Genomic DNA, 20,748 nt, shown 5'->3' with positions numbered 1-20,748 from the left:
GGCATCGACGGGACAGACGGCACCGACGGCGACATCGCCCGGGGACGCAGGACAGGGCGGCGACCCCGCGCCGGCCGTGGCCGCTCCCCGGCACGCCGGGGGACTGCAGGAGCCCGTGCACTTCATCGGGATCGGGGGCGCCGGCATGTCCGCCGTCGCCCGCGTGCTCCTCGGCCAGGGGGTTCGCGTGTCCGGTTCGGATGCCGCCGAGTCGAAGGGCCTGCGCGCCCTCGCCGCGCTCGGCGCCGTCGTCCACGCGGGCCACGAGGCGGCGGCGGTTCCGGACCGGGGGACCGTGGTGGTGTCCTCGGCGATCCGCGCGAGCAACCCGGAATTCCAGGAGGCGCGCCGGCGGGGACTTCCCGTCATCCACCGTTCCGAGGCACTCGCCGCGGCGATGACCGGCCGGCGTGTCGTGGCGGTGGCCGGTACGCACGGCAAGACGACGACGACGGCCATGATCACGGTGCTCCTCCGGCAGGCCGGGCTTGCACCCTCCTTCGCCATCGGGGGCGACGTCGCGGCCCTGGGCGTGAATGCCGAGTGGGCCGGCGGGGACGTCTTCGTGGCGGAAGCCGACGAGTCGGACGGCTCGTTCCTGAACTACGACCCGAGTGTCGCGGTCGTGACCAACGCCGAGGCCGACCATCTCGACCACTACGGCACGGCTGAGGCGGTCCACGAGGCGTTCCGCCGGTTCGCGGGGAGAGTGTCCGAGGACGGACTGCTCGTCGCCTGCGCCGACGACCCGGGGTCGGCAGCGCTGGCCGCAGCCGTCCCGACCACGCGACGCGTGCGCACCTACGGCTACACCGGGACGGCGGACATCAGGATCAGCGACACGAGGGCGCTCGGCAGCACGACGAACAGCATCCTCTCCTTCGCCGTGGACGGCCTCGACGCGCAGCAGGAGCTCCAGCTCGGCGTGCCGGGCCGGCACAACATCCTCAACGCCGCGGCGGCCTTCACGGTGGCCCTGGAGCTGGGCGTCGACCCTGCTGTCGCCGCTGCCGGGCTGTCCCTCTTCTCCGGTGCCGCCCGCCGCTTCGAGGCCCGTGGCGAGGGCGACGGCGTCCGGGTGTTCGACGACTATGCGCACCACCCCACGGAGGTGCACGCGGCCCTCACCGCGGCCCGCACCGTCGCGGGGGAGCGGCGGGTGCACGTCCTGTTCCAGCCGCACCTCTTCTCCCGGACCCGTGAGTTCGCCGCCGGTTTCGCCGACGCCCTCTCGCTGGCCGACACGACGACGGTCCTGCCCGTCTACGCCGCGCGCGAGGACCCGGTGGACGACGTCGGCGGCTGGACCATCACGGAGCGCATGACCGGGGCGGAGGCCGCCTACGTCGCGGATCCGGAGGAGGCGCTCCGGACCGTCGTAGGCCGGGCGGCGGAGGGCGACCTCGTGCTCACCATCGGGGCGGGGGACGTGACGCAGTACGGCGTGCGGCTCGTCAGCCTGCTGCGGGACCGTGCTGCTGCGGCGGGAACCGGTGGGGTGTCCGGATGAAGCCGCGCAGGCCCACGGTGGCGAGGGTCACCACGCCCTCCGGCGGCAGTCCGTCCGGCCGGGGGAAGGTGTCCCTGCTCGAGAAGCCCGACGGCGCGCTTCCGGTGGGGAAGGTGCTCGACTTCCCCGCCCCGCGCCGCTCGCACCGGCTGCGCAACGTCATCCTGGCGGTCACGGCGGCCGCCCTCGTCCTCGGCGGGGTCGTCGCCTACGTCGTGTTCTCGCCGGCCCTCGCGCTCAGGACCGTCGTGGTGGAGGGCAACACGCTGGTGTCGACGGAGGAGATCCACGCCGCGCTCGCCCCGCTCTCGGGGACCTCGCTGACGCAGATCTCACCCGACCGAGTGAGGGGGATGCTCGAGGACAAGGCGCCGATCGAGGACGTCAGGATCGCGGCCGAGCCGCCGTCCACCCTGGTCGTGACGGTGCAGGAGCGGATCCCCGTCGCGGTCCTGCAGAACGGCGCGGACGTGGTACTCATCGACGCCGAGGGCCGCCAGCTCGCACGCGTGGCCGATCGTGCCCAGGTGAAGCTCCCGCTGATCGACGGCGGGACGAACGCCGTCAACTCCGAGGTGTTCTCCTCGATCACCGCAGTCCTTGCCGAGCTCCCGGTGTCGGTCCTCTCGCGACTGAACAGCGCCTCCGCGGCCAGCGTCGACTCCATCAGGCTCTCCCTGACGGGGGACCAGCGCATCTTCTGGGGCAGCTCCGAACGCAGCGCGGAGAAGGCCGAGGTGCTGGAGGCCATGCTGGCGATGCCTGCGAGCGATCCGCCCGTGAAGGAGTTCGACGTGAGCACCCCGGACCGGCCGGTCACCCGCTGAGGGGTCCGGTGAGTCCGGGAGCGGACTGCACGGACGGCTGCTCCGGACACGGCGACACGCCCGACACGCGGAGGCCGGTGGTTGCAACGCGTTGCGCATGCACTAGCGTCGTCCATAGAAGTTACTTGACATAACGTTAACTCTCAACCTGAACGTTAACGTTGTCTCGGGTGAAGGTTGAAGCCGGATCAACGGCAGCCCCCGTACAGCACACAGATTCGAACAAGGGACACAGGACGTGGCAGCACCTCAGAATTACTTGGCCGTCATCAAGGTCGTCGGCATCGGCGGCGGCGGCGTCAACGCCGTCAACCGGATGATCGAGGTCGGGCTCCGCGGCGTGGAGTTCATCGCCATCAACACGGATGCCCAGGCGCTGCTGATGAGCGACGCGGACGTCAAGCTCGACGTCGGACGAGAACTGACGCGTGGGCTCGGCGCCGGAGCGGATCCCGAGGTGGGCCGCCGGGCCGCCGAGGACCACTCCGAGGAGATCGAGGAGGTCCTCCGCGGGGCCGACATGGTGTTCGTCACCGCGGGCGAGGGTGGCGGGACCGGAACCGGCGGAGCGCCGGTCGTCGCGCGCATCGCGCGCTCGCTCGGCGCCCTGACCATCGGCGTGGTCACGCGCCCCTTCACCTTCGAGGGCCGGCGTCGCTCGAACCAGGCCGAGAGCGGCATCGACACCCTCCGCGAGGAGGTCGACACCCTGATCGTCATCCCGAACGATCGCCTGCTCTCCATCAGCGACCGCAACGTGTCGATGCTCGACGCGTTCCGCTCCGCGGATCAGGTGCTCCTCTCGGGCGTCCAGGGCATCACCGACCTCATCACCACCCCGGGCCTGATCAACCTCGACTTCGCGGACGTGAAGTCCGTGATGCAGGGTGCCGGTTCGGCACTCATGGGCATCGGCTCCGCCCGTGGCGAGGACCGTGCCGTCAAGGCCGCGGAGCTCGCCATCGCGTCGCCGCTGCTCGAGGCGTCGATCGACGGCGCACACGGCGTGCTGCTCTCCATCCAGGGTGGATCGGACCTCGGCCTGTTCGAGATCAACGAGGCCGCACGCCTCGTCCAGGAGGTCGCCCACCCCGAGGCGAACATCATCTTCGGTGCCGTGATCGACGACGCCCTCGGCGACGAGGCGCGCGTGACCGTCATCGCCGCCGGCTTCGACCAGGTGGACGCCACCTCCCAGCCTGCTCCCGCCTCCGTGCCGTCCTCACGGCCGGCATCGGCGCCGAGCGTCGGCGGTGATGCGCAGCGTACGTCCGGTGCAGCGACCGCGGGCCTCGGTGCCTGGTCGCAGCAGCGCGCCCAGAGCGTGCAGGCAGTCCCGGCCGACTCCGGTTTCGACGTCGACCTCCCGGCGATCGTCGAGCCCGATCTCTCCGCAGGCCGTTCCGACGACCTCGACGTCCCCGACTTCCTCAAGTAGTCCGTGGACAGAACCGTCGATCCCGGCCGGACCTCCCCGTTCCACTGGAACGAGGAGGTCCGGCCGGGGTTACGGGTGGCCTTCACCGCGGTGGGGGCCGGGAATCTCGCGCTGCATGTCGGTGACGACCCCGATGCCGTCCGGCAGAGCCGGCGCCGCCTCGAGGCTGCGCTGGGGGTCCGCCCCGACACGCTGCGCTTCATGAGCCAGACGCACTCCGACCGGGTGGCGCTGCTCGGGGCGTCGGACAGTGCCGAGCGCGTGCCGCCGGACGCGGACGCCATGGTCTCGGCGACGGGCTCCGAGCCCCTCGCGGTCCTCGTGGCCGACTGCGTCCCGATCGTCCTGGCGGACGCGGACCCCGACGACGGCGGCACCGGCGCTACCGCCGTCGTCCATGCGGGCCGCGCAGGCGTCGCGAACGGCATCGTCGTGAAGGCGGTCGAGGAGCTGCGGCGCCGTGGCGCCGCGACGATCACCGCCTGGATCGGCCCGTCGGTCTGCGGATCCTGCTACGAGGTGCCCGACGCCATGATGACCGAGCTCGCGCGGGAGATCCCCGTGGCTGCGTCCCGTACCCCCGCGGGGACGGCAGCGCTGGATCTTCCCGCCGCGGTCCGGCACCAGCTCGCCCAGGGAGGCGTCACCGTCGAGGAGCTGCGGGGTGCCGCGCCGTCGTGTACACAGGAGAACACGGCGCTGTTCTCGCACCGGCGTGAGCTGGGGGCCGGTCGTCTCGCCGGGCTGGTCTGGCGCCCATGACCGGCGACGGACAGGACGGGGACCGCGGATCCGCCCGCGCCCAGGACCTCGAGCAGCGTCTCGCCGCCGTTCGCGCGAGGATCGGAGCTGCCTCCGCGGCAGTCCGGCGCGAGGAGCCGCGCCTGATCGTCGTCACCAAGTACTTCCCCGCTTCCGATGTGCGGATCCTCGCCGGGCTCGGCGTCACCGACGTCGGTGAGAACCGGGACCAGGAGGCGGCCGCCAAGGCGGAGGAGCTCGAGGCGCTCCCGCTCACCTGGCACTTCATCGGACAGCTGCAGACCAACAAGGCCAGGTCAGTCGTCCGCTATGCCCACAGTGTCCACTCGGTGGACCGGGCCACCCTCGTCACGGCCCTCGGCAAGGCCGTCCGGGGAGAGCAGGAGCGCCGTGCGGATGCGGGGGTCGCGCCGCGGCCGGACCTCGAGTGCTTCCTGCAGTTCACGCTCGAGCCGGACGCCGCACCGGGCGGCAGGGGAGGAGCGCTCCCGGCCGACGCGCACGCGCTGGCGGAGGCCGTCACCGCAGCCGACGGCCTCCGCCTGGCGGGCGTCATGGCCGTCGCCCCGCTGGGCGCGTCGGCGCCCGAGGCCTTCACCCGCCTGCTGGAGATCTCGGCGTCGGTCCGTGCCGTCGACCCTGCGGCGACCGCCGTCTCCGCGGGCATGAGCGGTGATCTCGAGGACGCCGTCGCCGCCGGAGCGACACACCTGAGGATTGGTTCTGATGTCCTCGGTCCGCGTCCGGCCGTGGGGTAGCGTTCGAGCTAGAACGGCGGAATATCAGGCGTCCGGGCCCTGTGCGACGGGCCCCCGGAGCCGCACCTCATCCACTCTCATGACAGGAGCCACCATGGCCGGCGCACTGCGCAAGACGATGATCTACCTTGGGCTCGCCGATGGTGACGAGCACTACGAGCCCGAAACGAAGAATGCGCAGAGCAGGAACGAGGACTACACAGTGGACTACGACCGCGACGAACGACGCCTCGAGCCGGCTCCGGCCGTGAGCCGCGTGGCCCCGGCGGAGGAGTACCGTGCTCCCGTGACCCCGATCAAGCGGGCGCCCTCCTCACGCGAGGACTCCGCCGCCCTGCGGCAGATCACCACGATCCACCCCCGGTCCTACAACGATGCCAAGCTTATCGGCGAGAGTTTCCGCGACGGTATCCCGGTCATCATGAACGTGACGGACATGGGGGAGTCCGACGCCAAGCGCCTCGTCGACTTCTCCGCAGGGCTGGTCTTCGGCCTCCACGGCAGCATCGAACGGGTCACCAATAAGGTGTTCCTGCTGTCGCCGTCGTATATTGAAGTCCTCGGCGAGGATCTGAAGGCAAGCGAAGCACAGACCAGCTTCTTCAACCAGAGCTGAGCCCCGCGGCCGTGACGGTCGCACGAGACCCATCACGGCCCGAAGGACTGGAACAGCCCTGTGAGTTTGGTATTCGCCCTGATCTACCTGGTACTGATGCTGTTCCAGCTCGCCCTGATCCTGCGGATCGTCTACGACGCCGTGCAGGGCTTCGCGCGGGACTGGCGTCCCCAGAAACTGGCACTCGTGCTCGCCACCGGCGTGTACTCGGTCACCGATCCGCCCATCAAGGCGCTGCGCCGACTCATCCCGCCGCTCCGCCTCGGTGGCGTGCAGCTCGACCTCGCGTTCCTGGTGCTCTTCATCCTCGTCCTGATCCTGATGTCCGTGTCCAGGAGCCTCGCCGCATAGCGTCGAGTCCGTTTCGTGATGGACTTCCCGACCGGATACGCTGGTCCACAGTTCGACGCGAGCCCCGCCGGTCGCGTCCGCAATCCGGTACCGCAGCACTGTCCGCCTCTTCGGCGGGCCGGCATCTACCAGTATGAGGTGACCCCATGGCCCTGACGCCAGATGACGTTGTCAACAAGAGGTTCCAGCCCACCAAGTTCCGTGAGGGCTACGACCAGGACGAGGTCGACGACTTCCTCGATGAGATCGTCGTCGAACTCCGCCGCCTGAACCAGGAGAACGAGGACCTCCGCCGCAAGCTCGCTGACGGTTCGTCGGACACCCCGCAGGCCACGACCGTGCCGGCCCCCGTCGCCGCGAGCTCGCACACCGAGGACGCCGGAGCCGAGGGCACGACGCCGGACAGTGTCCCCGCCGAGGTCGCCGCGGACGTCGAGGAGCCGAACCCCGCTCCTGCACCGGCGGCGCCCGCCGCCGCAGCACCCGCCGCTTCGACCGCCAGCGCGGAGTCCGCTGCTGGCGTCCTCGCCATGGCGCAGCGCCTGCACGACGAGTACGTGAACGCCGGCGTGGAGCAGCGTGACAAGATCATCGCCGAGGCCCAGATCGAAGCCAACGGCCTCGTCAACGATGCGCAGGAGAAGAGCCGCAAGACGCTCGGGGATCTCGAGGAGCAGAAGACGGTGCTCGAGCGCAAGGTCGAGCAGCTGCGCGGCTTCGAGCGCGACTACCGTGCACGCCTCAAGGCCTACATCGAGGGCCAGCTGCGCGATCTCGACTCCCGCGGATCGCTGGCGTCGGACGCTCCGGCCTCCTAGCAGGACCGTCGGCCCGATCGCGGGCCGCCAGGTGAAGGGCCGGTGACCGGGGCATGGACCCCGGAAGCCGGCCCTTCGCCGTCCGGGCCGCCGTCCCAGGTGGCCGTCGTCGCACCTAACCCTGGATGGACCGTGAACGAGCACCAGCCGATCGACCCCGCTGCCGAGACGACGCCCCCCGGGGAGCGCGGCACGGCAGGCCAGCACGGGGCCGCGCAGGGCGCCGACTCCCGCCACGCCCGGCAGGTCCCGTGGCGCTACGGCGTCGTGATGCTGCTGTGCACGCTGGTGGCGTACACGCTCGATCAGCTCACCAAGTGGTGGGTCGTGTCGACGATGAGCGAGGGCCAGGTGACGCCCGTGATCCCGCCGGTCCTCTCCTGGCGCTTCATCCGCAATCCCGGCGCAGCGTTCTCGATCGGCACCGACTACACCTGGGTGTTCACCATCATCATGGTGGTCGTCGCGACGGCCATCGTCCTGCAGGTCCGCAAGGTCGCCTCGTGGGGCTGGTCGGTGGCCCTGGGGCTGGTCCTCGGCGGCGCGCTCGGCAACCTGACCGACCGGCTCTTCCGTGAACCGTCCTTCGGGCAGGGGCACGTCGTCGACTTCATCGCCCTGCCGAACTTCGCCATCTTCAACATCGCGGATTCCGCCGTGGTCAGCGGCGTGGTGCTGATCTGCCTCCTGACGCTGCGCGGTATCGGCATGGACGGTCGCCGCACCTCCGACGACGCCCCGGATGCCCCGGATGCCCCGGATGCCCCAGATGTGTCGGACACTCCGGCCGACGCGGCGACCGCCGGATCGGCGCCCGCGTCAGATCCGGGCACGACGCCGGGCACGAGGTCAGGGTCGACCCCGGGCACCACGTCAGGTCCGACGCCGGAGCAGGCGACCCCGGGTGCGAAGCCGGCCCCGGAGACGACCTCGGGCACGACGACGACCGGTACCAGCCCACAGGACACCGACGACGACGGCGCCGGCCGTGGCCGCTGAGCACCGCGACGTCGTCGTGCCGGCCGACGAGGCCGGCGCCCGCGCCGATGCCGCCCTGTCCCGGCTCCTCGACGTCTCCCGTTCCGCCGTCGCGCAGTGGTCCGCCGACGGCCGGATCCTGCGCGGAGGGGTGCGGCTGGCGAAGTCGGACCGCGTGCACGAGGGTGACGTCGTGGCAGTCGATCTCCCTGATCCGGACGATCGCCACCGGATCATCCCCGAGGCCGTGGACGGCATGGGGATCCTGCTCGACGACGAGGATTTCGTGGTCGTCGACAAGCCCGTCGGCGTGGCCGCGCATCCATCGCCGGGATGGGTGGGGCCGACGGTCGTCGGGGCTCTGGCGGCTGCCGGGTACCGCATCTCGACCTCGGGCGCACCCGAGCGCGTCGGGATCGTCCACCGGCTCGACGTCGGGACCTCCGGCGCCATGGTCGTCGCCAAGACGGAGCCCGCCTACACCGCCCTGAAGCGCGCCTTCAAGGAGCGCACCGTGGAGAAGGTCTACCACGCCGTGGTCCAGGGCCTGCCGGAGCCGCTCAAGGGCACGATCGACGCGCCCATCGGCCGGCACCCGCACCACGAGTGGCGCTTCGCGGTGATGGAGGACGGACGGGACTCGGTGACGCACTACGACGTGCTCGAGGCGTTCGGCAGGGCGAGCCTCGTCGAGGTGCATCTCGAGACCGGGCGGACGCACCAGATCCGCGTGCACTTCTCGGCCCTGCGGCATCCCTGCGCGGGAGACCTGACCTACGGCGCGGACCCGCGCCTGGCTGCCGAGCTGGGCCTCACCCGCCAGTGGCTGCACGCACACCGGCTCGGCTTCGCGCACCCGAGGACCGGGGAGCCGGTCCTCGTCACGAGCCCCTATCCCGTGGACCTGGCCTACGCCCTGACGGCGCTGCAGGACGGCCTGGTCTGACACACCGGGACGGCGCGGTGTGACACGCCGTCGAGTTCTGCCCCGACGCGCCGGAACGGCCCGGTGCGGCACGCCGGGACGGCTTCGCGTGACACGCCGGGAGGACCTCGCGCGATGCTGCCGGAGGCGGTCCGGACCCCCGTCCGCCACTAGACTCGGACGGTGGCTACTCCTGCATCGACCGATTCGTTCGTCCATCTCCACAACCACACCGAGTACTCGATGCTCGACGGCGCGGCCCGCCTGACGGACCTCTTCAGCCATACCGAGGAACTCGGGATGAAGGCCCTCGCGACCACCGACCACGGCTTCGTGTTCGGGGCCTTCGACTTCTGGAGCAAGGCCAACAGCGCCGGCATCAAGCCGATCGTCGGCGTCGAGGCTTACCTGACGCCGGGGACCGCACGCAACGACCGCACGCGCGTCCAGTGGGGCGGCGGCGGGCGCGACGACGTCTCGGGTGCCGGTGCGTACACCCACATGACCCTGTGGTCCGAGACCACCGAGGGCATGCACAACCTGTTCAGGATGTCCTCGCTGGCCTCCCTCGAGGGCTATCTCTACAAGCCCCGCATGGACCGCGACCTCCTGCAGACGTACGGCAAGGGCCTGATCGCGACCACCGGCTGCCCGTCCGGCGAGGTGCAGACCAAGCTCCGCCTCGGCCTCTACGACGAGGCGCGGCAGGCGGCGTCGGACTTCCGGGACATCTTCGGTGCGGAGAACTACTTCTGCGAGCTGATGGACCACGGCCTCGACATCGAGCGGAACGTGAAGGCCGACCTCATCCGGCTCGCCAAGGATCTCGGCCTGCCGCTCGTCGCCACCAACGACCTCCACTACACGCACGCCGAGGACTCCAAGGCCCACGCCGCGCTGCTCTGCGTCCAGTCCGGCTCCACCCTGGCCGATCCGAAGCGGTTCAAGTTCGACGCGGACGAGTTCTACCTGAAGTCGCCCGCCGAGATGCGCGCCATCTTCCGGGACTACCCGGAGGCGTGCGACAACACCCTGCTGATCGCCGAGCGGTGCGAGGTCGAGTTCAACACCAAGGCGAACTACATGCCGCGGTTCCCCGTCCCGGACGGGGAGAACGAACAGTCCTGGTTCGTCAAGGAGGTCGAGACAGGCCTGCAGTTCCGCTACCCGGCAGGCGTGCCCGACGACGTCCGGAAGCAGGCCGAGTTCGAGGTCGGCGTCATCACCCAGATGGGCTTCCCCGGCTACTTCCTCGTCGTCGCCGACTTCATCAACTGGGCGAAGAACAACGGCATCAGGGTGGGCCCGGGCCGTGGCTCGGGTGCCGGGTCGATGGTCGCCTACGCGATGCGCATCACCGATCTGGACCCGCTCAAGCACGGCCTCATCTTCGAGCGGTTCCTCAACCCGGAACGCGTCTCCATGCCCGACTTCGACGTCGACTTCGATGATCGTCGCCGGTCCGAGGTGATCCGGTACGTCACCGAGAAGTACGGCGACGAGCGCGTGGCCATGATCGTCACCTACGGCACCATCAAGGCCAAGCAGGCGCTGAAGGACTCCTCCCGCGTCATGGGGTATCCCTTCTCCACGGGGGAGCGCCTCACCAAGGCCATGCCGCCGGACGTCATGGGCAAGGGCCTCGCCCTGGCGGACGTCCACAACAAGGGCGCGAAGCGCTACTCGGAAGCCGAGGAGCTCCGCGAGCTGCTGAAGACCGACGCCGACTCCGAGAAGGTCTTCGAGACCGCCCTCGGGCTCGAGGGACTCAAGCGCCAGTGGGGCGTGCACGCCGCCGGTGTCATCATGTCCTCGGACCCCCTGATCGACATCATCCCGATCATGCGCCGTGAGCAGGACGGCCAGATCATCACGCAGTTCGACTACCCCACGTGCGAGGGTCTCGGGCTGATCAAGATGGACTTCCTCGGCCTGAGGAACCTGACGATCATCACGGACGCCGTGGAGAACATCAAGGCCAACAAGGACACCGATCTGGTCCTCGAGGACCTGGAGCTCGACGACAAGGACTCCTACGAGCTCCTGGCGCGGGGCGACACCCTGGGCGTCTTCCAGCTCGACGGCGGTCCCATGCGGTCACTGCTGAAGCTCATGCGTCCCGACAACTTCGAGGACATCTCGGCGGTGCTGGCGCTCTACCGGCCGGGCCCCATGGGCGTGAACTCGCACACGAACTACGCGCTGCGGAAGAACGGGCTGCAGGAGATCGAGCCCATCCACCCCGAGCTCGAGGGTCCGCTCGAGGAGATCCTCGGCGGCACCTACGGCCTGATCGTGTACCAGGAGCAGGTGATGAGCGCCGCGCAGAAGCTGGCGAACTTCACGCTCGGCCAGGCGGACATGCTCCGACGCGCGATGGGCAAGAAGAAGAAGTCCGAGCTGGACAAGCAGCAGGCCGACTTCTTCGCGGGGATGAAGGCCAACGGCTACTCCCAGGCGGCCATGGACAAGCTGTGGACCGTCCTCGAGTCCTTCTCCGACTACGCGTTCAACAAGGCGCACACCGCGGCCTACGGGCTCGTGTCCTACTGGACGGCCTACCTGAAGGCGCACTACCCGGCCGAGTACATGGCCGCCCTCCTGACGAGCGTCGGCGACGACAAGGACAAGCTCGCCATCTACCTGAACGAGTGCCGGCGCATGGGGATCACGGTGCTGCCGCCCGACGTCAACGAGTCGAGCGTCAACTTCACCCCGGTCGGCAAGGACATCCGCTTCGGCATGGGGGCCATCCGGAACGTCGGCGCGAACGTCGTGGGAGCCATGGTGGGCGCGCGCGAGGAGAAGGGCGCCTTCTCCTCGTTCAGCGACTTCCTGCAGAAGGTCCCCGCCGTCGTCTGCAACAAGCGGACCATCGAGTCGCTCATCAAGGCGGGCGCCTTCGACTCGCTGAAGCATCCGCGCCGGGCGCTGGCGATGATCCACGAGGAGGCCGTCGACTCCGTGATCGTCCTCAAGCGCAACGAGGCGGCGAACCAGTTCGACCTCTTCAGCGCGTTCGACGACGACGGCGGCGGGCTGGGCGCGGGCGGACTGTCCGTGGAGGTGCCGGACCTGCCCGAGTGGGACAAGAAGGACAAGCTGTCCTTCGAACGGGACATGCTCGGGCTCTACGTCTCGGACCATCCGCTCCAGGGGCTCGAGGGCATCCTGAGCAACCATGCGGACTCCTCGATCCCCTCGATCATCAGCGAGGAGGGCCCGGCCGACGGTGCGATCGTGACGATCGCCGGCATGATCACGTCCCTGCAGCGCAGGATCGCCAAGAACAGCGGCAACGCCTACGCGCGCGCCGAGGTGGAGGACCTCGCCGGATCCATGGAGGTCATGTTCTTCGGCCAGGTCTACGGGCCGATCTCGGGTGTCCTCGCGGAGGACCTGATCGTCGTCGTGCGCGGGCGCCTGCAGCGCAGGGACGACGGCGCCGTCATGCTGAACGCACAGGAGCTCTCCGTGCCGGACCTCAGCGAGGGCCACTCGGGGCCCGTGGTCATCTCGATGCTGCAGCACAAGGCCACCGAGACGGCGGTGACGGCCCTCGGTGACGTCCTGCGGACGCACCCGGGGACCAGTGAGGTCCTGATCCGGCTGAACGGTTCACGCAAGGTGGAGGTCATGAAGCTCGGGGTCGACCTCAGGGTGAATCCGACCCCGGGCCTGTTCGGCGACCTCAAGGTCCTCTTCGGACCGGCCTGCCTCGATGCCTGAGCCGCACCCGCATCAGATGACGTAGTCGGTGGCCGTCGGGGTCCCGTAGCTGCCGCCGTGGTAGAGCAGGGGGGCGCCGTCGGCGCCGATGCTGCCGGCGACCACCTCGGCGACCACCACGGCGTTGTTCTCGAACGAGAGCCGCATGCTGATGCGGCCCACGAGCCACCCGGCCACGTCCCTGAGGATGGGGACCCCCTCGGGTCCGGGCTCCCAGTGGTCGCCGGTGAACCGGTCCTTCGTGCGCGCGAACCGGTTCGCCAGGCCCTCGTTCTCGGTGCTGAGCATGTGCACGCCCACGAAGTTCATGTTGGCGACCGCGGGCCACGAGGAGGACGTCCGTGCCATGTTGAACGAGAACCGTGGCGGCTCGGCCGAGAGCGACGCGACGGAGGTGGCGGTGAAGCCGAACGGTACGCCGTCGTACGTGGCGGTGATGATGGCCACTCCGGCGGCGTGCCGGCGGAACACCTCCCGGAAGGACTCGGCGTGGGGTTCGGCGACGGCGGGCAGGCCCGCCGCTGTACTCGGGTTGGTCACGTGGTTCCTCCGGGGTTCGACGGCGGGGACGGCACGGGTGCTGATGGTCCCGCCGCGGAGGCGGGTACGTCGCGCTGCCACCACCACCCTAGGCGCGGTCCCCGGCGGCGGGAGGGTTTGTTAATGTAGAAGTCATGCGCGCCAGCCAGGGACCGGATACGGGTTCGAGCAGTTACCCTCCTCCCGTCTACGCGGTCGCCGAGGACCGGCGGTCGGTACCGCCCGCGGGAGTCTTCTGGTGGCTCGGTTCGACGATCCTGCTCGGAGCGGTCCTCGGCGCGGCCTGGTGGCTGCTCGCTCCGACGGGGCGCCTCTTCGGTGATCCCGAGGACGTTCAGCAGTGGGTGCTGCGTGATCTGACCCTTGCGGGACTGCAACTCCTGGCCGGCATCGCCGTCGGGGCCGTCGTCGCCGTCCGGCTCCGGTTGCCGGGCGTGGTCGCGCGGATCCTCGCTGCCGTCGGCGGCTCCGTCCTCGGGTCGCTGCTGGCCCTCGGCGTGGGGGAGGGACTGGCGCTGATGCTGGGACCCCACGGCCGGGAGGATCTCCCCGGGTCCACCTTCATGCTGCACTCCTACGGAGCGCTGGCGCTCTGGCCGGCCGTCGCCGCCGTCATCATCTTCGTGACGGCGCTGATCGGGCTCGCGCGCCGGAAGGCCTGACCACCGGCTCCGCCGCGCCGCGCCGCCATCGCTCCCGATAGACTTCACGGGTGACTTCCGCGCCCAGCACCCCGACCACCGTCGCCTTCCGCACCATCGATCTCCGCGGCCGGGCGCTCAGCCCGGGGGAGCTGAAGAACGCCATGCCACGGGCCGCCGCCAACGCCTCATCCTCCGAGAGTGCCGTGCAGGCCATCATCGACGACGTGCGCGCCCGGGGTCTCGAGGCGCTGCGCGACTTCGCGCTCCGCTTCGACGGCGTCGAGCAGGACCACCCGCGCGTGCCCGCCCACGTGATCGAGGCGGCCGTCGCAGGCCTCGACGACGACGTCAGGCTCGCCCTGGAGGAAGCCATCCGCCGCGCACGGATCTTCGCGAAGGCCCAGGTGCCCGCGGACGTGGAGGTCGCGATCGCGCCCGGCGCGACCCTCAGGTCCCGGTGGGTCCCCGTCGACCGCGTCGGTCTGTATGTCCCCGGTGGCCTCGCGGCGTATCCGTCCTCCGTGGTGATGAACGTCGTGCCGGCCCAGGCCGCCGGCGTCGGCTCGATCGCCCTCGCCTCGCCGCCGCAGAAGGAGTTCGGCGGCTGGCCGCACCCCGTCATCCTCGCAGCGGCGTCCATGCTCGGCGTCACCGAGGTGTACGCCATGGGAGGGGCCCAGGCCGTCGCGGCCCTGGCCTACGGGGTTTCCGGAGTACCCGGCCTCTCCGACGGGTCGGACGCGAGTGGGGCCGGCTCCGGGGCGATCGACCCCGTGAACGTCATCACCGGCCCCGGCAACGTCTTCGTCGCGACGGCCAAGCGCCTCGTCCTCGGTGCGGTGGGCATCGATTCCGAGGCCGGTACCACCGAGATCGCCATCCTGGCGGACGCGGGTGCGGATGCCGGCCTCGTGGCCGCGGACCTGGTGAGCCAGGCCGAGCACGACCCCCAGGCGGCATCGGTCCTCGTGACGGACTCGGAGGACCTGGCGACGGCGGTGGTCGAGGCCCTGCAGGTGCGGGCCGCTGCCACCCGGCACGCCGATCGGGTGAGGACCGCTCTCTCGGGGCAGCAGTCCGGCGTGATCCTGGTCGACGACGTCGAGCACGGCATCGCGGTCTGTGACGCCTACGCGGCGGAGCACCTCGAGATCCAGACCGCGGACGCCGCGCGGGTCGCCGACCGGATCCGGAACGCCGGTGCCATCTTCGTCGGTGCCTACAGCCCCGTGAGCCTCGGCGACTACTGCGCCGGTTCCAATCATGTCCTGCCGACCAGTGGCACGGCGTCCTTCGCCTCTGGGCTCAACGTCACCACGTTCCTGAAGGTCGTGCAGATCGTCCAGTACGACAGGGACGCACTCCGTGAGGTGTCGGCGTCCATCCTGTCCCTCGCCGAGGCCGAGAACCTGCCGGCGCACGGCGAGGCCGTCTCGGTGCGCTTCCCGGCGGCGGATGGGGCGGTCTAGAACCCTGCCCACGGTGCAGCTGCCACTACATGTGGTAATGACACGGTTGTAGTTTCCCCACATCTAGTCCTAGACTGATCCGGTCGAGCGTCGACGAGAGGAAAGGGGAGCCGTGTACTGTCCGTACTGCCGCAACCCGGACTCCCGCGTCGTCGACAGCCGACTGGCCGACGACGGGTCGGCGATCCGCAGGCGTCGCCAGTGCCCGCAGTGCGGCCGCCGCTTCAGCACGGTCGAGACCACGAGCCTCAGCGTGATCAAGCGTTCCGGCGCCGGCGAGCCCTTCAGCCGCTCGAAGATCATCAACGGCGTCCGGAAGGCGTGTCAGGGCAGGCCCGTGACGGAGGACGATCTCGCCCTGCTCGCCCAGGAGGTCGAAGAGAGCGTCCGCGCCAGCGGCGTGGCGGAGATCGACGCGCACGAGGTGGGGCTCGCCATCCTCGAACCGCTGCGCAAGCTGGATCAGATCGCCTACCTGCGCTTCGCCAGCGTCTATCAGGGCTTCGAGTCCCTCGAGGACTTCGAGGAGGCCATCGGTACCCTCCGCCAGCAGGCGAAGGACAACGCGCGCGTCCCCTCGGGAGCGCAGAGGCCGTTGACGGCGCAGTAGCGCCCATCAGACCCCGGTGGTGGCTGCGGAGGGGAAGCCGACGCCACCACCGGTTCCACGTCCGGTTCCGCCCCTCCAGGCGGCGGACGCACAGGAGCCCGGTACGGATCACGTCCGTACCGGGCTCCTGTGCTGTCGGGCAGGGTCCTCCATGCCGTTCCTGCCCGCGCAGGCAGGAACGGGGCTCAGGCCTTCGGCGTGAAGAGCAGTGCCGCCTGGAGGGCGCCGCCCACGATCCCTGCGTGGTTCTTCAGCTGTGCGGGGATGATCGGGGCCCGGAGCTCGAGCGAGGGCAGGTACTCGCTGCTGCGCTTGGAGATCCCGCCGCCGACGATGAACAGCTCGGGGGAGAAGAGGAACTCGACGTGCGAGAAATAGCGCTGGAGCCGCACCGCGTATTCGTCCCAGTCGATGCCGTCCCGCTCGCGGGCGACGGCGGACGCCTTCGTCTCGGCGTCGTGGCCGTCGATCTCCAGGTGACCGAGTTCCGCGTTCGGTACGAGCTTGCCGTCGAAGATGAAGGCCGAGCCGATGCCGGTGCCGAGCGTGATCACCAGGACCGTGCCCATCTTGCCCTTGCCCGCACCGTACCGGACCTCCGCGAGTCCGGCCGCGTCGGCGTCGTTGATGACGTGCACGTCGCGTCCGAGGACCCTCGTGAAGAGGGCGTCGACGTCGGTGTCGACCCAGCTCTTGTCGACGTTCGCGGCGGAGCGGGCCACGCCGTGCTGGATGATCGCCGGGAAGGTCACGCCGACCGGGACCTCCGCCGCCGGTCCCTCGGGGCGCGAGGACAGCTCCGTGACGATCTGCGCGACGACGTCGGCGACGGCTTCGGGAGTGGAGGGCTTGGGTGTCGGGATACGGTAGCGCTCGCCGACGATCACGCCCTTCTCGAGGTCGACGATGCCGCCCTTGATTCCGGTCCCGCCGATGTCGACGCCGATGACGGTCGCGGGGAGCTTCTTCGACTTCTTCTTCTCGATGTCCTTGGCCATGATTCTCCGTTGAGGTGGTTCGGCGCGAGCCGGAGGGGTGGGGTACAGCGTGCAAGCAGGACCAGCGGTACGGCTGCGCTAGGGCAGGGTGAGGATCTCCGCACCGCGGTCGGTGACAACGAGCGTGTGCTCAAACTGCGCTGTCCTCTTCCGGTCCTTCGTGACCACGGTCCAGTCGTCCGCCCACATGGTCCAGTCGATGGTCCCGAGGGTGAGCATCGGCTCGATGGTGAAGACCATGCCGGGCTCGATGACGCGGTTGTAGGCGGGAGCGGCGTCGTAGTGCGGGATGATCAGGCCCGTGTGGAACGCTTCTCCGACGCCGTGCCCGGTGAAGTCACGGACAACACCATAACCGAAGCGCTTCGCGTAGGACTGGATGGTCCGGCCGATGACGTTGATCTCGCGCCCGGGAGCGACGGCCCGGATGGCCCGCGCGAGCGACTCCCGGGTGCGCTCCACCAGGAGGCGCGACTCCTCGTCGACGTCCCCGATGCAGAACGTGTGGTTGGTGTCCCCGTGGACGCCGTCCTTGTAGGCGGTGATGTCGATGTTGAGGATGTCCCCGTCCCGGAGCTCCGTGGAGTCGGGGATGCCGTGGCAGATGACCTCGTTCAGTGAGGAGCACAGGGACTTCGGGAACCCCCGGTAGCCGAGCGTCGACGGATAGGCACCGTGGTCGAGGATGAATTCGTGCCCGATCCGGTCGAGGAAGTCGGTGGTGACGCCGGGCTTCGCATGCCTGCCGACCTCGACGATCGCCTGGGCGGCGATCCTGCCGGCCGTGCGGATCTTCTCGATGACCTCGGCGGTCTTCACCTCGGAACCGGTGAACGGGGCGGGTGCTGCCCGGCCCACGTATTCGGGCCGTGCGATGCCCGGCGGGACGGGGCGCTGCGGCGAGACCGTACCGGGTGTCAGGGTCCCGAGGGGAGCGGTGACGGAAGACTGGGGCATACCCTTGATCCTATAGCGGGCCCGTCGGGACGGCCGCCCGGACAGGTGGTGCGGCACGGTCACTGGGCATCCCGGCGCCGGGGCCGCGACGCCGCACACCGATCCGGACCAGCGATGGCCGAGGAGAGCAGGAGGTCGACATGACGGAGTACTGGTTCAACGTCCGCACCCGCGAGGTGGAGGAGGACCGGCAGTCGGACTGGTCCCAGCTCATCGGGCCCTACGCGACGCGCGCCGAGGCCGAGAAGGCGCTCGAGAAGGTGCAGCAGCGCAACGACGCCTGGGATCGGGACGACGAGTAGTCCGGGAGGCCGCGCCTAGAAGGTGTGCTCGGGCCCGGGGAACGTCCCCGAGCGCACGTCGTCCGCGTAGGAGCGGGCCGCATCGGCCAGGACGCGGCGCATGTCGGCGTACTGCCTGACGAATCTCGCCTGCCGCCCGCCGCGGAGTCCGGCCATGTCCTGCCACACCAGCACCTGGCCGGTGGTCCCGGGTCCGGCCCCGATGCCGATCGTCGGGACCCGCACCGCGGCGTCCACGGCGTCGGCGGTGGCGGCGGGCACCATCTCCATCAGGACGCAGAAGGCACCCGCCTCGGCGAGGGCGACGGCGTCGTCCACGATCCGCTGCGAGGCGTCGCCCCGGCCCTGCACGCGGTACCCGCCGAGCGCGTGCTCGCTCTGCGGGGTGAAACCGATGTGCGCCATGACGGGGATGCCGGCGCGCACCAGTGCCCGGACGGTCCCGGCGTAGTCGGCGCCGCCCTCCATCTTCACGGCGTGCACGAGCCCCTCCTTGAGCAGCCGTACCGAGGATTCGACGGCCTGCTGCGGGGAGACCTCGTAGCTGCCGAAGGGCAGGTCCGCGACGACGAGTGCGCGCCGGGCGGCCCGGCTCACGGCGCGGCTGAAGAGGATCATCTCGTCCATGGTGATGGGCAGGGTCGTGGCGTGTCCGAGCACGTTGTTGGCCGCTGAGTCGCCGACGAGGAGGACCTCGATGCCGGCCTCGTCGAACACCTGGGCGGCGTACTGGTCGTACGCCGTGAGCATCGCGAAACGCGTGCCCTGCTCCTTGGCCTGCTGCAGGTGGTGGATCCGGACCCTGCCGGGCGCCTTCGGCCCGCCGGCGGGACCAGCAGGCGCAGCAGGTGCAGGCACGGCAGCAACGCCTTCTCCGTAGGGTGCTGGCAGTTCGGCGGATGTCATGCCACGAGACTAGCGGACCCCTGCCGCCGCTTCCCTCCGCCCATCCGCCGGTGGAAACCCCGTGTTAATACCGGCGCGCCACACTGGGCAGGGCCGCACCTGATCTGTGCGACCGTGTCAGTAGAGTATTCACGGTGGTCCGCGCACCGGCGTCCCGGTCTCGGCATGGGCCGCACGCGCACGACGCCGGACAGGGACAGCCCGCCGCCCATCGGGGCGGCCCGGGCAACGAGGCAAGGAATGAGGGTGGTCATGGACCGGCAGCAGGAGTTCGTACTGCGCACCATCGAGGAGCGCGACGTGCGCTATGTGCGCCTCTGGTTCACCGACGTCGTCGGTTCGCTGAAGTCCGTCGCCCTCGCCCCGGCCGAAGTGGAGGGCGCCTTCGAGGAGGGCCTCGGCTTCGACGGCTCGTCGATCGAGGGCCTGGCCCGGGTCTACGAGTCCGACATGCTGGCGCAGCCGGATCCCTCGACGTTCCAGATCCTGCCCTGGCGCGGCGACAAGGAGCAGACGTCGCGCATGTTCTGCGACATCCTGACACCCGACGGGCAGCCCTCCACCGCCGATCCCCGCGGGGTACTGAAGAAGACCCTGGCCAAGGCAGCCGACATGGGCTTCACCTGCTACACGCATCCGGAGATCGAGTTCTACCTGCTGAAGTCCGCTGAGGTCGGTGCGGACGGCCAGCCCGTCCCCGTCGATCAGGCCGGCTACTTCGACCACGTACCGGGCGGCGTCGCCCAGGACTTCCGCCGCACCGCCGTCGCGATGCTCGAGTCCGTGGGGATCTCCGTGGAGTTCAGCCACCACGAGGCGGGGCCGGGCCAGAACGAGATCGACCTGCGCTACGCGGACGCGCTGCAGACCGCCGACAACATCATGACGTTCCGCACGATCATCAAGGAGGTCGCGCTCACATCCGGCAGCTACGCGACCTTCATGCCGAAGCCCTTCTCGGAGCACCCGGGCTCGGGCATGCACACGCACTTCTCGCTGTTCGAGGGTGACACCAACGCGTTCTACGAGGCGGGCGCGGAGTTCCAGCTGTCGCAGACCGCACGCCACTTCATCGCGGGCATCCTCCGGCACGCGCCCGAGTTCACTGCCGTCACCAACCAGTTCGTGAACTCGTACAAGCGCCTGTGGGGAGGCGGGGAGGCCCCGAGCCACCTCGCCTGGGGCCACAACAACCGCTCGGCGCTGGTCCGCGTGCCCCTGTACAAGCCGAACAAGGGGCAGTCCGCCCGCATCGAGTACCGGGGCATCGACTCCGCCAGCAACCCCTACCTGGCCTACTCCGTGCTGCTCGGCGCCGGGCTGAAAGGCATCGAGGAAGGCTACGAGCTGCCGCCCGCGGCCGAGGACGACGTCTGGAGCCTCACCGCGGCCGAGCGGCGCGCGATGGGCCACGACCCCCTGCCGGCCAGCCTGCACGATGCCATCCGTGTCATGGAGGACTCGGAGCTGGTGGCCGACATCCTGGGCGAGCAGGTCTTCGAGAACTTCCTGCGCAACAAGCGCGCGGAGTGGCACGACTACCGCATCCAGGTCACGCCCTACGAGCTGCGACGGAACCTCAACATCCTCTAGGTGCCGACGGGCCGTCG

At 69.9% G+C, this 20,748-nt stretch carries 19 protein-coding genes and 1 pseudogene; 16 read left to right on the top strand and 4 right to left on the bottom strand.

Going from position 1 to position 20,748, the window contains the following annotated elements; genetic code table 11:
* Nucleotides 1-145 precede the first annotated feature (145 nt).
* The 11 genes and pseudogenes from murC (at nt 146) to dnaE (ending at nt 12,712) form a co-directional block, all read left to right on the top strand.
* Nucleotides 146-1,510: a UDP-N-acetylmuramate--L-alanine ligase gene (murC, locus tag ACTIMO_RS06790; protein WP_448181913.1), complete on the top strand. Its 1,365-nt coding sequence runs from the start codon at nt 146-148 to the stop codon at nt 1,508-1,510.
* Complete coding sequence (locus tag ACTIMO_RS06785) at nt 1,507-2,337, top strand: cell division protein FtsQ/DivIB (RefSeq protein ID WP_082471561.1); 831 nt, start codon at nt 1,507-1,509, stop codon at nt 2,335-2,337. Before murC ends, ACTIMO_RS06785 begins: the two co-directional genes overlap by 4 nt.
* A gap of 238 nt (nt 2,338-2,575) precedes the next feature.
* Nucleotides 2,576-3,775 (top strand): cell division protein FtsZ, encoded by a 1,200-nt coding sequence (ftsZ, locus tag ACTIMO_RS06780; RefSeq protein ID WP_422391705.1) that lies wholly within the window; start codon nt 2,576-2,578, stop codon nt 3,773-3,775.
* Between the two features lie 3 nt (nt 3,776-3,778).
* Complete coding sequence (locus tag ACTIMO_RS06775; protein ID WP_448181895.1) at nt 3,779-4,537, top strand: polyphenol oxidase family protein; 759 nt, start codon at nt 3,779-3,781, stop codon at nt 4,535-4,537.
* The gene (locus ACTIMO_RS06770) at nt 4,534-5,295 is read left to right on the top strand and encodes a YggS family pyridoxal phosphate-dependent enzyme (RefSeq protein WP_448181894.1); all 762 of its coding nucleotides are present in this window, start codon (nt 4,534-4,536) and stop codon (nt 5,293-5,295) included. Before ACTIMO_RS06775 ends, ACTIMO_RS06770 begins: the two co-directional genes overlap by 4 nt.
* Nucleotides 5,296-5,389: 94 nt before the next feature.
* On the top strand, nt 5,390-5,911 hold the full coding sequence (locus ACTIMO_RS06765; RefSeq protein WP_055772257.1) for a cell division protein SepF: 522 nt from the start codon (nt 5,390-5,392) through the stop codon (nt 5,909-5,911).
* A gap of 60 nt (nt 5,912-5,971) precedes the next feature.
* Nucleotides 5,972-6,262, top strand: coding sequence for a YggT family protein (locus tag ACTIMO_RS06760; protein ID WP_055772253.1), 291 nt, complete (start codon nt 5,972-5,974; stop codon nt 6,260-6,262).
* A gap of 146 nt (nt 6,263-6,408) precedes the next feature.
* The gene (locus ACTIMO_RS06755) at nt 6,409-7,080 is read left to right on the top strand and encodes a DivIVA domain-containing protein (RefSeq protein WP_422391707.1); all 672 of its coding nucleotides are present in this window, start codon (nt 6,409-6,411) and stop codon (nt 7,078-7,080) included.
* Nucleotides 7,081-7,347: 267 nt separating this feature from the next.
* A pseudogene (gene lspA / locus ACTIMO_RS06750) lies at nt 7,348-7,815 on the top strand (signal peptidase II); the annotation flags it as partial.
* A gap of 253 nt (nt 7,816-8,068) precedes the next feature.
* Nucleotides 8,069-9,004, top strand: coding sequence for an RluA family pseudouridine synthase (locus tag ACTIMO_RS06745; RefSeq protein ID WP_055772248.1), 936 nt, complete (start codon nt 8,069-8,071; stop codon nt 9,002-9,004).
* Nucleotides 9,005-9,166: 162 nt separating this feature from the next.
* Entirely contained in the window at nt 9,167-12,712 is a 3,546-nt protein-coding gene (gene dnaE / locus ACTIMO_RS06740) for a DNA polymerase III subunit alpha (protein ID WP_448181893.1), read from the top strand.
* Nucleotides 12,713-12,724: 12 nt separating this feature from the next.
* Here the strand turns inward: dnaE and ACTIMO_RS06735 are convergent, their stop codons facing one another.
* Nucleotides 12,725-13,225, bottom strand: coding sequence for a flavin reductase family protein (locus ACTIMO_RS06735; protein WP_448181912.1), 501 nt, complete (start codon nt 13,223-13,225; stop codon nt 12,725-12,727).
* A 161-nt stretch (nt 13,226-13,386) separates the two neighbouring features.
* Here ACTIMO_RS06735 and ACTIMO_RS06730 point away from each other — a divergent pair, with 161 nt between their 5' ends.
* From ACTIMO_RS06730 to nrdR, 3 genes are all read left to right on the top strand, one after another.
* Nucleotides 13,387-13,914 carry a hypothetical protein gene (locus tag ACTIMO_RS06730; RefSeq protein ID WP_448181892.1) on the top strand — a complete coding sequence of 176 codons (528 nt, stop codon included), beginning with the start codon at nt 13,387-13,389 and terminating at the stop codon, nt 13,912-13,914.
* Nucleotides 13,915-13,964: 50 nt separating this feature from the next.
* The gene (gene hisD / locus ACTIMO_RS06725; RefSeq protein WP_448181891.1) at nt 13,965-15,365 is read left to right on the top strand and encodes a histidinol dehydrogenase; all 1,401 of its coding nucleotides are present in this window, start codon (nt 13,965-13,967) and stop codon (nt 15,363-15,365) included.
* A 112-nt stretch (nt 15,366-15,477) separates the two neighbouring features.
* On the top strand, nt 15,478-15,975 hold the full coding sequence (nrdR, locus tag ACTIMO_RS06720) for a transcriptional regulator NrdR (RefSeq protein ID WP_055772236.1): 498 nt from the start codon (nt 15,478-15,480) through the stop codon (nt 15,973-15,975).
* Between the two features lie 185 nt (nt 15,976-16,160).
* Here the strand turns inward: nrdR and ppgK are convergent, their stop codons facing one another.
* Nucleotides 16,161-16,973, bottom strand: a complete 813-nt coding sequence (gene ppgK, locus ACTIMO_RS06715; protein ID WP_448181890.1) for a polyphosphate--glucose phosphotransferase — start codon at nt 16,971-16,973, stop codon at nt 16,161-16,163.
* Between the two features lie 78 nt (nt 16,974-17,051).
* The gene (map, locus tag ACTIMO_RS06710) at nt 17,052-17,930 is read right to left on the bottom strand and encodes a type I methionyl aminopeptidase (RefSeq protein WP_448181889.1); all 879 of its coding nucleotides are present in this window, start codon (nt 17,928-17,930) and stop codon (nt 17,052-17,054) included.
* 140 nt (nt 17,931-18,070) lie between these two features.
* Between map and ACTIMO_RS06705 the strand changes: the two genes are divergently transcribed.
* Complete coding sequence (locus ACTIMO_RS06705; protein ID WP_422391710.1) at nt 18,071-18,232, top strand: SPOR domain-containing protein; 162 nt, start codon at nt 18,071-18,073, stop codon at nt 18,230-18,232.
* 15 nt (nt 18,233-18,247) lie between these two features.
* Here ACTIMO_RS06705 and panB read toward each other — a convergent pair whose 3' ends face one another.
* Complete coding sequence (gene panB, locus ACTIMO_RS06700; protein ID WP_448181888.1) at nt 18,248-19,138, bottom strand: 3-methyl-2-oxobutanoate hydroxymethyltransferase; 891 nt, start codon at nt 19,136-19,138, stop codon at nt 18,248-18,250.
* Between the two features lie 252 nt (nt 19,139-19,390).
* Between panB and glnA the strand changes: the two genes are divergently transcribed.
* Entirely contained in the window at nt 19,391-20,731 is a 1,341-nt protein-coding gene (gene glnA / locus ACTIMO_RS06695) for a type I glutamate--ammonia ligase (protein WP_055772377.1), read from the top strand.
* Nucleotides 20,732-20,748: the final 17 nt, after the last annotated feature.

It is taken from the genome of Arthrobacter sp. CP30 (genome assembly GCF_053470025.1).
Note: the sequence above shows the minus strand (reverse complement) of the source record. Positions and strands in the feature narration are given on the sequence as shown.